Below are 13,366 nucleotides of genomic sequence, written 5' to 3' on the forward strand. Positions count from 1 at the left end.
AACGCTGACCGACCTACGACCAGGCTAACCGCAGGTGGACAACGCCTTGCTTGGCCGCCGATGGGCTAGACCCACCCGAGCGGCGTGGCGCCCATTTGCCGCTAGGCCCCGGCTCTGCTAGTGTCGCGCCCGTTTTATCGTTCCGAGACCTGCGTCATGGCCACCCGCAAGAAAGCCCCCCTGGATTTCGAACAATCCCTCGCCGAGTTGCAGCAGCTGGTCGAGCGGCTGGAAGGCGGCGAGCTGTCGCTGGAGGAGTCGCTGAGCGCCTTCGAGCAGGGCATTCGCCTGACCCGCGACTGCCAGGGCGCGCTGGGCCAGGCCGAGCAGAAGGTACAGATGCTGCTCGAGCGCGACGGCGAAACCCGCACCGAGCCGTTCGAGGCGGATGACCAGGCATGATCGAGAGTTACCAGAAAGACTGCCAGCGCCGGGTCGATAGCGCGCTGGAAACCCTGTTCATGCCGCCGCGTGCGGAGCTGGAACGCCTGTTCCGCGCCATGCGCTACAGCGTGATGAACGGCGGAAAGCGTGTGCGTCCGTTGCTGGTCTATGCCGGCTGCCAGGCGCTGCAGGGCGATCTCGGGCAGGCCGATGGCGCCGCCTGCGCCGTGGAGCTGATCCACGCCTATTCGCTGGTGCATGACGACCTGCCGGCGATGGACGACGACGACCTGCGCCGCGGCCAGCCCACCACCCACAAGGCCTTCGACGAGGCCTGCGCGATCCTCGCCGGCGATGCCCTGCAGGCGCTGGCCTTCGAAGCGCTGAGCCAGCCGTCTGGCAACCCTGCCGATCCGACCTTGCGCCTGGAAATGTTCGCCCAGCTGGCCCGCGCGGCGGGCGCGGCCGGCATGGTCGGCGGCCAGGCCATTGATCTGGAATCCGTGGGGCGCCGTCTGGACCAGCAGGCCCTGGAGACCATGCACCGGCACAAGACCGGCGCGCTGATCGAAGCCAGCGTGCGCCTGGGCGCCCTGGCCAGCGGCAAGGCCGACGCCCTGCGACTGGAGGCACTGCAGACCTACGCCCGCGCCATCGGCCTGGCCTTCCAGGTGCAGGACGACATTCTCGACGTGGAAAGCGACACCACCACGCTGGGCAAGACCCAGGGCAAGGATCAGGCCCACGACAAGCCGACTTACCCCGCCCTGCTCGGCCTGCCCGCGGCCAAAGCCTACGCGCTCGAGCTACGCGACCAGGCCCATGCCGCGCTGGCCGGATTTGGCGAGGCGGCCGAACCGTTGCGTCAGCTGGCCAATTTCATCGTCGAACGGCGCTCGTAACGGCGCCCTCCGCCTCGGTGGGTAATCGCTGCGCGAGTTACCCACCCTACCGACTTCTCGCCGAACGTTCGTGGCGCCTGACGGTGGCCAACGCATTGCGTTGATCACCCTACGTTTTGCGCACGTCACGGCGCAGGGCGATCGGCGTCTTTCCGGCCGCCGGGGATACGGCCGCCGGAAGGCACCGCACGCGACTGAATGGCTAGAACACCTCGCGCTCCTGGCGCAGGGGCAGCGGCGTCAGGCCGTTGGGGCCGATGCGCTCGGCCTTGCGCACCTCGCCGGTCTGCGGGTCGTATTCCAGGCGCAGCACCGGCATGCCGTTGCCGTCCACCCGCACCTCCTGCAGCAGCCGGCCTTCCTCGTCGAAGCGCTCGTGGCTGCCCACGCTGATCCCGCCGACCTGCGACCCCCGGTAGCGCAACCGGCCGCTGTTCCAGTACTGCTCGATCCTCATCAGCGCCGGACCGTTTTCCTCTTCCTGCAGGATGCGGCGCTCCTTCAGACGACCGTTCAGGTACCACTGGCTGTCGCTGAGCAGTTGGCCGTCCTGCCAGTAGCTCTCGCGCAGCAGCTGGCCGGTCTGCGCCCACTCGCGCTCGAAGCCCTCGCGCCGGTCCTCCGGCTGGCCGACCCGGAACGACGACTCGCTGCGCGCCTGGCCGTTGCTGAAGTAGCGCACCCGCACGTCATGATCGCCATTGCGCCGTTGGAGGCTGGCCAGGCGACCGTTTCGATCGTACTCCTCGCGGCGCAGCAGCTCGCCATGCAGCCAGATCTCCCGCGCGGTGACCCGCCCGCTTTCGTCGTGCAGAGGCAGCTCGCTAGGTTCGCCGGAGAAGCCGCACCAGGCCCGGTCACGCCCTTCCAGCAAGGGTCGGTCCGCGCAGCGCAGACTGCTCAGGCGGCCGTCGGCCAGCAGCGCCACGCTGGCCAGCTCACGCCCCTGTCCGTCCACATAGGCCAGCCGGCTGAGGCTGGCGTCTTCGCGGAAGTACTTCTCCAGGCCTTCGCGGCGACCCTCGACGAACTGGGCCTGATAACGCACCACACCATTGGCATAGAACTCGCGCAACAGGCCGTGCGGACGGCCCTGCGCATCGACCTGTTGGTCGCGCAGCACCCGGCCGGCGGCATCGAACTGGCGTTGCACGGAGGCCACCGGCTCGGCAGTGAGCGCGCGCGCCGCCAGGAAGCCATCGAGAATGACCAGCAGCGCCAGCGATGCTCCAAACCGTAGCCAGTGCGGGCGTTTATTCACTCACCCTTCTCCTTATTCCGGGGTGCGCGACCGCGCGCCACACCCTGCGACGCTACACAGACTAGCAGCGGGCCATCGCGCCTGCCGTGGGCTCTGCGGGTATGATGGCCGACATGTTTCGACTCCTTCTTGATGACTGGCGCCATGCGCCGACCCAGCGCCGCGTCTGGGCACTGACGGCTCCCCTGCTGCTCTCCAACCTCAGCGTGCCACTGGTGGCGCTGGTGGATACTGCCGTGATCGGCCACCTCAGCCACACCCATCAGTTGGGCGCGGTGGCGGTGGGCGCCAGCCTCTACACCCTGCTGATCTGGTGTTGCGGCTTCCTGCGCATGGGCACTACCGGCTTTGCCGCCCAGGCCAGCGGGCGGGGCGATGGCGCGGCGCTGCGCCAGTTGCTGGTGCAGGTCGGGCTGCTCAGCGTGGCGCTGGCCGTGCTGCTCGGCCTGGCGGCACTGCCGCTGAGCGACGCCGCCCTGGCAGTGATGGCGCCCTCGACGGCGCTCGACGACCTGGCCCGCGAGTACCTGCACATCCGTCTACTCGGCCTGCCGGCGATGCTGGCCAGCCAGGCGCTGATCGGCTGGTTTCTCGGCGCGCAGAACGCCCGCGCGGCGCTGGCAATCCTGCTGGGCATCAACCTGCTCAATCTGCTGCTCGACTTGTGGTTCGTGCTCGGCCTGGACTGGGGTGTGGCCGGCGCCGCGCGCGCTTCGGTGGTTGCTGAGTGGAGCGGTGCGCTGCTCGGCCTGTTGCTGTGCCGCGGCGAGCTGGCCCGGCATACCGGCGCGTTTTGCCTGGCGCCATTGCGCCAATGGTCTCAATGGCGGCCACTGCTCGCGGTGAACCGCGACATCCTGATCCGCTCGCTGCTGCTACAGGGGGTGTTTTTCCTGGTCACCGTGCAGGGCGCGCGGCTGGGCGATGCCACGGTGGCCGCCAATGCCTTGCTGCTCAATGGCCTGCTGCTCACTGCCCACGCGCTGGACGGACTGGCCCATGCGCTGGAGGCGCTGTGCGGCCACGCCATCGGCGCCCGGGATCGCGTCGCCCTGCGCCGCAGCCTGGTGATCGCCGGCGGCTGGTCGCTACTGGGCAGCCTGGCGTTCGCCCTCCTATTCCTGCTGGCCGGCGAGCATTTCCTGCGCCTGCAGAGCGACATGCCGGAGGTGCTCGCCACCGCTCGTGAGTACCTGCCGTGGCTGGCGCTGCTGCCGCTGATCACGGTGTGGAGCTACCTGCTGGACGGCCTGCTGATCGGCGCCACCCGGGCGCGGGAAATGCGCGACGCCATGCTGCTCGCCGCCGTGCTGGCCGTACCCGCCGGCTGGCTACTGCAGGGTTTGGGTAACCATGGTCTGTGGCTGGCCTTCTGCCTGTTCATGCTGCTGCGCAGCCTGGGCATGGCGGTGCTGGCCCGGCGGCTATGGCCGCGACTGGGACAAGCGGATTCGTAGGGGGACAACGCCTTCCTTGTCCGCCGTCGCCACGGTGCCGGGGCCCGCCGGCGGCCGGAACAGCGCCGACCGACGGGGGCGACTCCATCTGCGCCGACCCGTTTGCGCCGCTACGGCGTGGTCAGGTACGACGAGCGCGTCAGGCCCAGGCGCAAGGCGTCCAGGTAGCGGTTGCGTTCGGCGGCACCGAGGCCGGAGCCGGAGACCTTGTCGCGGTAGAAGCTCATCAGCTCGTCCGCCGACAGGTGCACGTAGCGCAGCAGGTCCTCGATGGTGTCGTGAGTCTCGATGCCGGCGTGATAGACGCTGCCGTCGGCGCGCTGGTAGACATTCACCGAGTCGGTATCGCCGAACAGGTTGTGCATGTCGCCGAGGATTTCCTGGTAGGCGCCAACCAGGAAGATGCCCAGCAGGTACTCCTCGCCCGGCCGCATCTCGTGCACCGGCAGGCTGGTCTCGATGCTCTGCTCGTCGACGTAGTGGCGGATCTTGCCGTCCGAGTCGCAGGTCAGGTCCTGCAGCACGGCGCGACGCAGCGGTTCCTCGTCGTTGCGGTGCAGCGGCATGATCGGCAGGATCTGGTCGATGGCCCAGGTGTCCGGCAGGCTCTGGAACACCGAGAAGTTGCAGATGTACTTGTCCGCCAGCTTGTCGTTGAGCTCGTCGAGCACCGCCCGGTGGGATCGCTGGCGAACCTTGAGCTGCTCGTGCAGGCGCCGGCAGATGGCGTAGTAGCACTGCTCGGCCAGCGCCTTCTGCTGCAGGTTGAGCTTGCCCGCCGAATACTGGGCGGCGACCTCGCTGATGAAGTGGGTGGCCCGCCAGTAGGTTTCCGCGACAGTCTCCGGGTCACCCGGCCCGAGCAGGTCGATCAGCTCGCGCAGCGACTCCGGATAGTCCGCCTGCGGGTCGATCTCCGGCTCGCTGTCGTTGTGGCGTTCCACGTCGGTCACCTGCACCACCAGCACCGCGTGGTGCGCGGTCAGCGCGCGGCCGCTTTCCGAGAAGATGTGCGGGTGCGGCAGACCCTGTTCATCGCAGAACTCCCGGAGCATGCCGACCACCGCGCCGGCGTAGTCCTCGATGTCGTAGTTGATCGAGCTGGCGTTGCGCGAATGGGTGCCGTCGTAGTCGACCCCCAGGCCGCCGCCGACGTCCACATGGTCCACCGGCAGGCCCAGCTGGCGCAGTTCGCCGTAGTAGCGGATAGCCTCGCGAAAGCCCCGTCGGTAGTCGGCGATGTTGGAAATCTGCGAGCCCATGTGGAAGTGCAGCAGGCGCACGCCCTGCTCGAGACCGGCGGCGCGGAAGCGCTCGATCACCGACAGCAGTTGCGCGGCGGACAGGCCGAACTTGGACTTCTCGCCACCGGTGTCCGCCCACTTCGAGGAGGCCAGCGAGGACAGCCGCACGCGCAGACCGATCTGCGGTTGCACCTTGAGCTCGGCGGCCTCCTCGATGAGCAGCGTCACCTCGGACTCCTTTTCGACGACGATGAACACGTTGTGGCCGAGCTTCTGGCCGATCAGCGCCAGGCGAATGAACTCGCGGTCCTTGTAGCCGTTGCAGACGATGGTGCCGCCCTTCGGCGCCAGCGCCAGCACTGCCAGCAACTCGGGCTTGGAGCCGGCCTCCAGGCCGATGGCGACGTGGTCGGTGGCGATGATGCTCTCCACTACCGCTTCCTGCTGGTTGACCTTGATCGGGTACAGGGCGGTGTAGCGGTTCTGGTAGTCGAGCCGGGCGATGCTGGCATCGAACGCGCCGGTGAGCTGGCGCACGCGGTCCTGCAGGATGTCGGGGAAGCGCAGCAGCAGCGGCAGCTGCAGACCGCCCTCGCGCAGTTGCTGCACCTGCTCGTAGAGATCGATGCCGTGCGCCTCCAGGCGCCTGGGCCGGACCTCGACGCGGCCGGCGTCATTCAGGGCGAAGTAGCCGGCGCCCCAGTGGCGGATGCCGTAGACACTCCGGCTGTCGGCCGCGGTCCAGTGACTGCCGTCGTCCTTGCGTGTACGTCGTGCCATGGGCTGCCTCTCGATGTATTGAATTCGACCCGAGCCTGCCAGTTTGGCGGCGGGTTGGGAAGGTTGCGAACGGCGCCGGCTCCACCGCGTTTCGGCTACCCGCCGGACTTCTTGGCCTTGAAGCCGCGCTTGAGCAATTCGCCCAGCAGCAGCTCCACATGGTCGCCCTGGATCTCGATCACCCCGTCCTTCAGCGCGCCGCCGCAGCCGCAGCGCTTCTTCAGTGCGCTGGCCAGGTCCTTGAGCTCGTCACCGGCCAGCGGCACGCCGCTGACGGTGGTCACGGTCTTGCCGCCGCGTCCCTTGGTTTCCCGGCGCACGCGGGCGACGCCGTCGCCCTCGGGCACCACCGCCTGTTTGCAGACGCAGGCATCCAGCGGCTGGTTGCAGTCCGGGCAGTGACGACCGCCATCGGTGGAATAGACCAGCCCGCCCAGGGCGGACAGCGAAGTGAGTTTCTTGGCCACGACGATTCCTCGGTAGAGCGCGGGGCGCGCAGTTTAGCGAGAAAGCCCCGGCCCGACCTAGCGCAGGAACAGCCGCAGCGCTTCCAGCGAATCCGGACAATAGGCCTCGTGCTGACTGTGCGCCAGCACCGCGGACACCGGCATGAAGCACGCTTCCTGCACCTCCTCCGGCTGCAGCAGCAGCGGCTCGTCGGAGATCGCCGAGAACACCGCCCCCCACAGACGGTTGCCCGGTTCGTCGAAGAAGAAGCGCCCGTGCTCGCGCAGCGGCACGCCGATGATCCCCAGTTCCTCGTGCAACTCCCGTGCGGCCGCCTCGGCATAGCCCTCGACGGGGCCAACCATGCCGCCGGCGGCCACGTCCCAGAAGCCGGGGTACAGCGCCTTGCTCAGGGTGCGCCGGTGCACGCACAGCTCGCCGGCGCTGTTGAACAGCAGGATGTAGGTACAGCGACCGATGCAACCGCGCGCGCGCAGTTCGGCGCGCGGTAGCGAACCCAGGAGGCGGTCCTCCTCGTCCACCCAGGCCACCAGTTCCAGATCGGACGTCTGGCGGTGGGCATGCTCCTCGGGTGTGATGCTCATCAGCCCTGGCTCAGCAGGTTGCGCAGGTCGATGATCGCCGCGTTGGCGCGCGAGATGTAGTTGGCGATCACCAGGGAGTGGTTGGCCAGCACGCCATAACCGCTGCCGTTGAGGACCATGGGGCTCCACAGCGGTTCCTGGGCGGCCTCCAGCTCGCGGATGATCTGCCGCACGCTGACCAGCGCGTTCTTCTTGGCCAGCACGTCAGCGAAGTCCACCTCGATGGCGCGCAGCATGTGCGACAACGCCCAGGCCTGGCCACGCGCCTCGTAGAACACGTTGTCGATCTGCAGCCAGGGCGTCTCCACACGCTCCTCACGGACCTGCTGGGCACCTTCCTCGGGGTTCAGGCGTACCCGGCCGATGCTCGCCGACAGGCGCTGGGACAGCGAACCCAGGCGGGTGGCCACATCACCCAGCCAGGTGTTGAGGTTGTCGGCGCGGGTGAAGAAGCGCGCGTTCTGCTGGTTGGGATCGGACAGCCGGGCCAGGTAGCTGTCCAGGTGGCGGATCGCCTGGCGGTATTCGTTCTCGGTGGCCGGCAGCGCCCAGCTCTTGTTGTCGAAGTGGAACAGCGGCTCGGCCTTGGACAGGTCCGGGTCCTCGGTGGACTGCGACTGCGAGCGGGCGAAGTCCTTGCGCAGCGCGCGGGACAGGTCGCGTACCTGCACCAGCACGCCGTATTCCCAGCTGGGCATGTTGTCCAGCCACAGGCCGGGCGGGGCGATGTCGTTGCTCAGGTAGCCGCCGGGCTTGTCGAGCAGGGTACCGGCCACACGGCGCAGGGTTTCCACCGTGGTGTAGCCAAGCACCAGCTGGCGCTGCGCGCCCTCGGCGGACGCCTGGGCATGCTGCTGCACCGGGAAGGGCGCAGGCTCACGGCTCCAGTACCAGCCGACCACCCAACTGATCAGCAAAAGCACGCCCAGCAGGATGGCCAGGCTGCGCCCCAGCCAGCCACCGGGCAGGCTGCGACGGGCACGGGGCGGCGTTTGCGGGGAAGTTGAACCGCTGTTGCGGTTTTTCCAGTCCAGCATGGCGATGTCCTTCTGCTGTTCGAGGCACGGTTGCGAACCACTATATCGGGAACCGCCCCGCCCTGCCGGCCGAACTTTTTGCGAGCTGCGTCGCCCTTCGGCGCCGTTCACACGTTTGTCATCAAAATGCCATACGTTGCCGCCAGTTCCGCCCCTCTGCGCGCGAGGCTCCGATGCGTCTGAAGCTGCTCACCCCGTCCATCACCCTGCTGATGCTGGCCGTCTGCCTGGTGCTCGGCGCCACCCTCTGGTGGTCGCAGCGCGCCCTGGAGCGCCCGCAGCAGCTGATGGGCCAGTACCTGGCGCTGTCCCAGCACCTGCAGCAACTGACCGGCGAGATCGGCGGTTACCTGGATGGCGGCGACGCGCTGCGCCATCGTGCGGTACAGGACGCCCTGGCGCATTTCGACCGCCAGCTGGAAGGCCTGCCCACCGCCCTGGGCAACGACCTGCGCCCCAGCCTGCAGGCCCTGCGGCGTTTCGCCGATGGCGACCTGCTGGCGGCCGGCAAGCTGGCTGGCGATCCGCAGGGCCTGCTCAGCCAGGCCGAGCGCGAGATGAGCGCTGCGCTGCAACAGCTGGCGCAGTACGCCGAACAGGGCGACGAGCGTCTGGCCCGCGGTTACCCGCCGCGCCTGCTGGAGGCGGCGCTGCACCTGCAGCGCCTGGGCCTGACCCGCACTCAGTTACTGGCCAGCGGGCGGGAAGGCCTGCTGAACGAGGTGCCGCCAGCGCTCACCGACCTGCAACGGGCGATCGACGCCGTGCAGACGCTGCCCCTGCTGGGGGTGAGCGATGACAGCGCGTCCGCCAACGACGCCTTCGCCGCTCTGCTCGGCCTGGAGGGCGGCACGGACAGCGCGGCTCGCCAAGACCGCGGCATCGCCCTCAAGCGCGAGCTGGCCAGCCTGGTGCAGCGCTACCCGGCCGAGCTCGAGCGCACCCGCGGGCTGATCCTGCAACGCCAGCAACTGCGCGACACCAGCGAGGCGCGCATCGCCGCGCTGCGCACCGCCCTCGCCGAACTGGAGCCGCTGGTGCGGGGCGAACAGCGGCGCATCCAGACCGAGGTGGGCACGCTGCAGGTGATCGCCATTGCCCTGATTCTGTTCGCCGCGCTGCTCACCTACGCCCTGCAACGCCACCTCACGCGGATGCTGGCCGCCCTGGAGCACGCCCTGGAGCACTGGGCGCAGGGCGACTTCACCCGTCCGGTCAGCCTGCGCTCCTGGCTGGGCGAAGTGCAACGCATCGGCCGCTCGCTGAATCGCCTGCGCGACTACCTGGCCGGGCTGGTCGGCACACTGCGCCAGCACGCCGCCCAGGTGGACGCCAGCAGTCGCAGTCTGGCCGAACTCAGCCAGGCGCTGCACGGCAGCGCCGAACGCCAGGCCGAAGGTGACAGCCAGGTGCACGAAGCCCTGGGCAGCCTGGAACAGAGCATCCAGCAGGTGGCTGGCGACGCCGACCAGGCCGCCGAGGCCAGCCGCCAGGCCGGTGAGGCCACCCAGCAAAGCCAGCGAGTGATCGACCGCAGCCTGCAGGAGCTGCACAGCTTGGTACAGGCGGTGCGCGGCAATGCCGAGGGCATCGCCCGTCTGGCCGAGGAGAGCGCGGCGATCGAACAGGTGCTGGACGTGATCGGCGCTCTCGCCGAGCAGACCAACCTGCTGGCGCTGAACGCCGCCATCGAGGCAGCCCGCGCCGGCGACAGCGGCCGCGGCTTCGCCGTGGTCGCCGATGAGGTGCGCGCTCTCGCGCGGCGCAGCGCCGAGGCCACCGAGCAGATTCGCGGACGCATCGGCCAGCTGCAGCAGGCCGCCGAACAGGCGCGCCAGGCCATGCACAGCCAGGTGGCACAGGCCGAGCACAGCGCGGCCCAGGCGGAAAGCGCCGACGGCGCCCTGCAGACGGTGGTCGACGGCATCCGCGCCAGCGTGCAGATGGCCCAGCGCATCGCGGCGGCCACCGCCGAGCAGTCGGCCGGGATCGGCCGCATCCACCGCCACAGCGCCGAGCTGCACCGGCTCGGTCATGCCAACCTGGAACGCATCGCCAGCGCCCATGCACAGAGCGAGGCGCTGCTGGCGCTTTCGCAGCAGCTGCAGGGCGCCGCCCAGGCATTCCGGGTGGACTGACGGCTGCTATCATTCGCGCCCTGCAAACCCGAAGGGCCCGCGATGGACGCCTGGATCGACAGCCTCAACCTCTGGCTCAGCCTGAACCCGCACTGGCTGGGGGCGGCGATTTTCCTGGCGGCCTGCCTGGAATGCCTGGCGGTGGTCGGCCTGCTGATTCCCGGCACGGTGCTGTTGTTCGCCGTCGCCGTGCTGGCCGGCGGCGGCGCCCTGGAACTGTGGCAGGTGCTGCTGCTCGGCTACGCCGGCGGGCTGCTCGGCGACCTGCTGTCCTACGCCCTGGGCCGGCGCTTCCACCAGAACATCCGGCGTCTGCCCGGACTGCGCCAGCACCCCGAATGGCTGGTGACCGCCGAACTGTATTTCCAGCGCTACGGCGCCACCAGCCTGCTGCTCGGGCGCTACATCGGCCCGTTGCGACCCATGCTGCCGATGATCGCCGGCATGCTGGACATGCCGTTCCTGCGTTTCTGGCTGATCAGCATGCTGGCTGCCGCCGGCTGGGCGGTGGCGTACCTGCTGCCCGGCTGGGCGACCGGCGCGGCCCTGCGCCTGCGGCTGCCGGAGGGCTTCTGGCTGTCCGGCGGGGTAATCGCCGCCGCCCTGGGCCTGCTGCTGGCCCTGGCCGTGCAGCTCAGCCTGCGCCGCCAGCGCCTGGCCACGCCGCTGACCGCCTGGGCCTGCGCGCTGTGCCTAACGGCGCTGCTGGTCGGCTGGCCCTGGCTGGCGGCCTTCGACCAGGGGCTGCTGGCGCTGGTGCAGAGCGTGCGCAGTGTCGGGCTGGACCACGCCATGGTGCTCGTCACCCGGCTCGGCGACTTCAGCACCCAGCTGTACTGCGGCGTGCTGCTGTGTGTGCTGCTGGCGCTGCTGCGCCTGTGGCGGGCGCTGGCCCTGGCCATCGGCACCCTGCTGGGTACTGCGTTGGGTAACGGCCTGCTCAAGGCGCTGTTTGCCCGCGTACGGCCGGATGTGCTGCTCGAACCGCTGAGCAGCTACAGCTTCCCCAGTGGCCACAGTTCGGCGGCCTTTGCCTTTTTCCTTTGCCTGGGCGTGCTGGCCGGCCGCGGCCAGCCGCCCCGCCTGCGCCTGACCTGGCTGCTGCTGGCCTGCATCCCGGCCACGTTGATTGCCCTGTCGCGGGTCTATCTTGGGGTGCACTGGCCAAGCGACGTCATCGCCGGCGCACTGCTGGCGGCCACCCTGTGCGGCGCCAGCCTGGCCGCGCTGCAGTGGCGCGCGCCGATGCCCGCGCTGCCGGCACGCGCCTGGTGGCTGATCCTGCCGGCCTGCCTGGCGCTGCTCGGCGGCATCGCCACCTGGGAGCTGCCGGCGGCGTTCGATCTGTATCGATACCAGCCCGCCCCGTAAGGCACGCCATCAGGTTCGGCGCTGAGGCCAATGGTGGACAAGGAAGACGTTGTCCACCCTACCCCTCCTGCAGCGCCTCCAGCCAGGCGTCCAGCAACTCGAGGCGTTGCCGAGGGTCCAGGCATTCGAGCAGGCGCAGCTTGCGGGCGTTGTCGAACGGCAGCAGGTAGGCCAACCGGTCGGCCAGTGCCCCGTAGCTGTGCACCGCCGCCGTCATGTCCAGCGCGGCCACCAGCGGATGCTCCACCAGCACCTGCAGCAGCTGCCGCAAATCTGCGTGCTCCTCGCCCAGCGGCGCATCGGCGCCCTCCGCCAGCCAGCAAACCTCGCCGAGGGTCAGTTGGTCGGCCTGCACACGGGCGCTGTCCACCCGCAGACGCCGCCCGCCTTCCACGCGGATGCCCAGCAGGCCGTTGCTCTGCTGCCGCCAATCGCGGATCAGCGCCTCGCAGCCGATTTCGGAATAGGCACGCGGCGCCGGCCCGACCTCCGCCCCCTCGAGCAGCGTCACCACGCCGAACCCCTCGCCGCGCTTCAGGCAGGCACTGAGCATGTCCAGGTAGCGCGGCTCGAACAGCTGCAAATCCAGGTTGCAGCCGGGGAACAGCACGGTATCCAGCGGAAACAGCGGCAGAGTCATCGGCGCACCCTCCTGTCTCGCCTCAGACAATCAATGCCACCAGGAGTGGCAGCAGCACGGCGGTGGCCACGCCCATCAGACTCATGGCCAGGGCCGAGAAGGCGCCGCACTCCTCGCTTTCCTGCAGGGCCCGCGAGGTGCCCACGGCATGCGCGGTCATGCCCATGGCCATGCCGCGCGCCGCCGGATGGCTCACCCGGCACAGGTCGAGCAGCGCCGGGCCGAACATCGCGCCGAGCACGCCGGTGATCATTACGAACACCGCCGCCAGCGCCGCCACGCCACCGATCTCGTCGGCCACCAGCATGGCGATCGGCGAGGTCACCGACTTGGGCGCCAGCGTCATCAGCACCAGCCGCTCGGCACCCAGCAGCCAGGCCAGCAGCACGCCGGAGACGGTGGCGAACACCCCGGCGACCAGCAGGGTCACCAGGATCGGCACCAGCAGTTGGCGGATGCGCCGCAGGTTGAGGTACAGCGGCACCGCCAGCGCCACGGTGGACGGGCCGAGCAGCAGGATCAGCGGCGACACGCTGGCACTGTACTCGCCGTAGTCGAGACCGCTGAGCAGCAGCAGCGCGACCAGCACGACCATCGAAAACAGCACCGGCTGCAGAAAGATCCAGCGGGTGCGCTCGTAGGCAATCACCGCCAGCTGGTAGACCGCCAAAGTGATGCCCAGGCCGAACAGCGGATGGTGGATCAGCGCCTGCCAGGCGGCGGAGAAGTCCAGGTTCATGCGTCACCCTCCCTGCGCCGCTGGCGGTCGATGAGTTTCTGCATCAACCAGCCGGCGAAGGCCATGGACACGGCGAGCGATACCACCAGGGTCACGGCGATGGCCCAGAAGTCCGCGGCCAGCGCCTCGGCATAGACGATCACGCCCACTGCCGGCGGAATCAGGAAAAGCGGCAGGAAACGCAGCAACTGGGAGGAACCCTGGTTGAGCGATTCGCTCACCTCGCCGCGCATGACCAGAAAGCCCAGCAGCAGCAGGAGGCCGATGATCGGCCCGGGCAGGATTGGCAACAGCAACACATTCAATACCGTACCCAGCAGCTGGAACAGGATCAGCCAGGTCAGTCCGCGCAATACCAACA

The 13,366-nt window shown here is 69.1% G+C and carries 13 protein-coding genes; 5 read left to right on the forward strand and 8 right to left on the reverse strand.

The window, feature by feature from the left end; translation table 11 throughout:
• Window positions 1-156: 156 nt before the first annotated feature.
• Together PT85_RS09360 and ispA are read left to right on the forward strand one after the other, a co-directional pair.
• A complete protein-coding gene (locus PT85_RS09360) occupies window positions 157-402 on the forward strand; it encodes an exodeoxyribonuclease VII small subunit (protein WP_037009183.1) in 246 nt (81 codons plus the stop codon).
• A complete protein-coding gene (ispA, locus tag PT85_RS09365; protein WP_039606510.1) occupies window positions 399-1,286 on the forward strand; it encodes a (2E,6E)-farnesyl diphosphate synthase in 888 nt (295 codons plus the stop codon). Before PT85_RS09360 ends, ispA begins: the two co-directional genes overlap by 4 nt.
• Window positions 1,287-1,488: 202 nt before the next feature.
• Here ispA and PT85_RS09370 read toward each other — a convergent pair whose 3' ends face one another.
• Window positions 1,489-2,547: a toxin-antitoxin system YwqK family antitoxin gene (locus PT85_RS09370; protein ID WP_039606511.1), complete on the reverse strand. Its 1,059-nt coding sequence runs from the start codon at window positions 2,545-2,547 to the stop codon at window positions 1,489-1,491.
• 113 nt (window positions 2,548-2,660) lie between these two features.
• Between PT85_RS09370 and PT85_RS09375 the strand changes: the two genes are divergently transcribed.
• Window positions 2,661-4,004, forward strand: coding sequence for an MATE family efflux transporter (locus PT85_RS09375; RefSeq protein ID WP_027590954.1), 1,344 nt, complete (start codon window positions 2,661-2,663; stop codon window positions 4,002-4,004).
• A gap of 110 nt (window positions 4,005-4,114) precedes the next feature.
• Here the strand turns inward: PT85_RS09375 and speA are convergent, their stop codons facing one another.
• The 4 genes from speA to PT85_RS09395 form a co-directional block, all read right to left on the reverse strand.
• Window positions 4,115-6,028, reverse strand: coding sequence for an arginine decarboxylase (gene speA / locus PT85_RS09380; RefSeq protein ID WP_039606512.1), 1,914 nt, complete (start codon window positions 6,026-6,028; stop codon window positions 4,115-4,117).
• 95 nt (window positions 6,029-6,123) lie between these two features.
• Window positions 6,124-6,495, reverse strand: coding sequence for a translation initiation factor Sui1 (locus PT85_RS09385; RefSeq protein WP_039606513.1), 372 nt, complete (start codon window positions 6,493-6,495; stop codon window positions 6,124-6,126).
• Between the two features lie 57 nt (window positions 6,496-6,552).
• The gene (locus tag PT85_RS09390) at window positions 6,553-7,080 is read right to left on the reverse strand and encodes an NUDIX hydrolase (RefSeq protein WP_039606514.1); all 528 of its coding nucleotides are present in this window, start codon (window positions 7,078-7,080) and stop codon (window positions 6,553-6,555) included.
• Window positions 7,080-8,117 (reverse strand): DUF2333 family protein, encoded by a 1,038-nt coding sequence (locus PT85_RS09395; protein WP_039606515.1) that lies wholly within the window; start codon window positions 8,115-8,117, stop codon window positions 7,080-7,082. The genes PT85_RS09390 and PT85_RS09395 overlap by 1 nt, the downstream gene beginning before the upstream one ends.
• A 1,154-nt stretch (window positions 8,118-9,271) precedes the next feature.
• Here PT85_RS09395 and PT85_RS18565 point away from each other — a divergent pair.
• Entirely contained in the window at window positions 9,272-10,255 is a 984-nt protein-coding gene (locus tag PT85_RS18565) for a methyl-accepting chemotaxis protein (protein WP_407681091.1), read from the forward strand.
• Between the two features lie 42 nt (window positions 10,256-10,297).
• Entirely contained in the window at window positions 10,298-11,626 is a 1,329-nt protein-coding gene (locus PT85_RS09405) for a bifunctional DedA family/phosphatase PAP2 family protein (RefSeq protein ID WP_039606517.1), read from the forward strand.
• A gap of 58 nt (window positions 11,627-11,684) precedes the next feature.
• Here PT85_RS09405 and PT85_RS09410 read toward each other — a convergent pair whose 3' ends face one another.
• The 3 genes from PT85_RS09410 to PT85_RS09420 are packed head-to-tail and all read right to left on the reverse strand — an operon-like array spanning window position 11,685 to window position 13,364.
• On the reverse strand, window positions 11,685-12,266 hold the full coding sequence (locus PT85_RS09410) for an LON peptidase substrate-binding domain-containing protein (protein ID WP_027590948.1): 582 nt from the start codon (window positions 12,264-12,266) through the stop codon (window positions 11,685-11,687).
• Window positions 12,267-12,288: 22 nt separating this feature from the next.
• The gene (locus tag PT85_RS09415; RefSeq protein ID WP_037009179.1) at window positions 12,289-13,005 is read right to left on the reverse strand and encodes an LrgB family protein; all 717 of its coding nucleotides are present in this window, start codon (window positions 13,003-13,005) and stop codon (window positions 12,289-12,291) included.
• Window positions 13,002-13,364 (reverse strand): CidA/LrgA family protein, encoded by a 363-nt coding sequence (locus PT85_RS09420; protein ID WP_027590946.1) that lies wholly within the window; start codon window positions 13,362-13,364, stop codon window positions 13,002-13,004. Before PT85_RS09420 ends, PT85_RS09415 begins: the two co-directional genes overlap by 4 nt.
• Window positions 13,365-13,366 lie beyond the last annotated feature (2 nt).

It is taken from the genome of Pseudomonas flexibilis, from assembly GCF_000806415.1.
GTDB lineage: Bacteria > Pseudomonadota > Gammaproteobacteria > Pseudomonadales > Pseudomonadaceae > Serpens > Serpens flexibilis.

Bases quoted from the DNA above. Each gene is read 5' to 3' on its own strand.
- PT85_RS09360 (WP_037009183.1), top strand. From the start codon at position 157: ATGGCCACCCGCAAGAAAGCCCCCCTGGATTTCGAACAATCCCTCGCC.
- ispA (WP_039606510.1), top strand. From the start codon at position 399: ATGATCGAGAGTTACCAGAAAGACTGCCAGCGCCGGGTCGATAGCGCG.
- PT85_RS09375 (WP_027590954.1), top strand. From the start codon at position 2,661: ATGTTTCGACTCCTTCTTGATGACTGGCGCCATGCGCCGACCCAGCGC.
- speA (WP_039606512.1), bottom strand. From the start codon at position 6,028: ATGGCACGACGTACACGCAAGGACGACGGCAGTCACTGGACCGCGGCC.
- PT85_RS09390 (WP_039606514.1), bottom strand. From the start codon at position 7,080: ATGAGCATCACACCCGAGGAGCATGCCCACCGCCAGACGTCCGATCTG.
- PT85_RS09395 (WP_039606515.1), bottom strand. From the start codon at position 8,117: ATGCTGGACTGGAAAAACCGCAACAGCGGTTCAACTTCCCCGCAAACG.
- PT85_RS18565 (WP_407681091.1), top strand. From the start codon at position 9,272: ATGCTGGCCGCCCTGGAGCACGCCCTGGAGCACTGGGCGCAGGGCGAC.
- PT85_RS09405 (WP_039606517.1), top strand. From the start codon at position 10,298: ATGGACGCCTGGATCGACAGCCTCAACCTCTGGCTCAGCCTGAACCCG.
- PT85_RS09410 (WP_027590948.1), bottom strand. From the start codon at position 12,266: ATGACTCTGCCGCTGTTTCCGCTGGATACCGTGCTGTTCCCCGGCTGC.
- PT85_RS09415 (WP_037009179.1), bottom strand. From the start codon at position 13,005: ATGAACCTGGACTTCTCCGCCGCCTGGCAGGCGCTGATCCACCATCCG.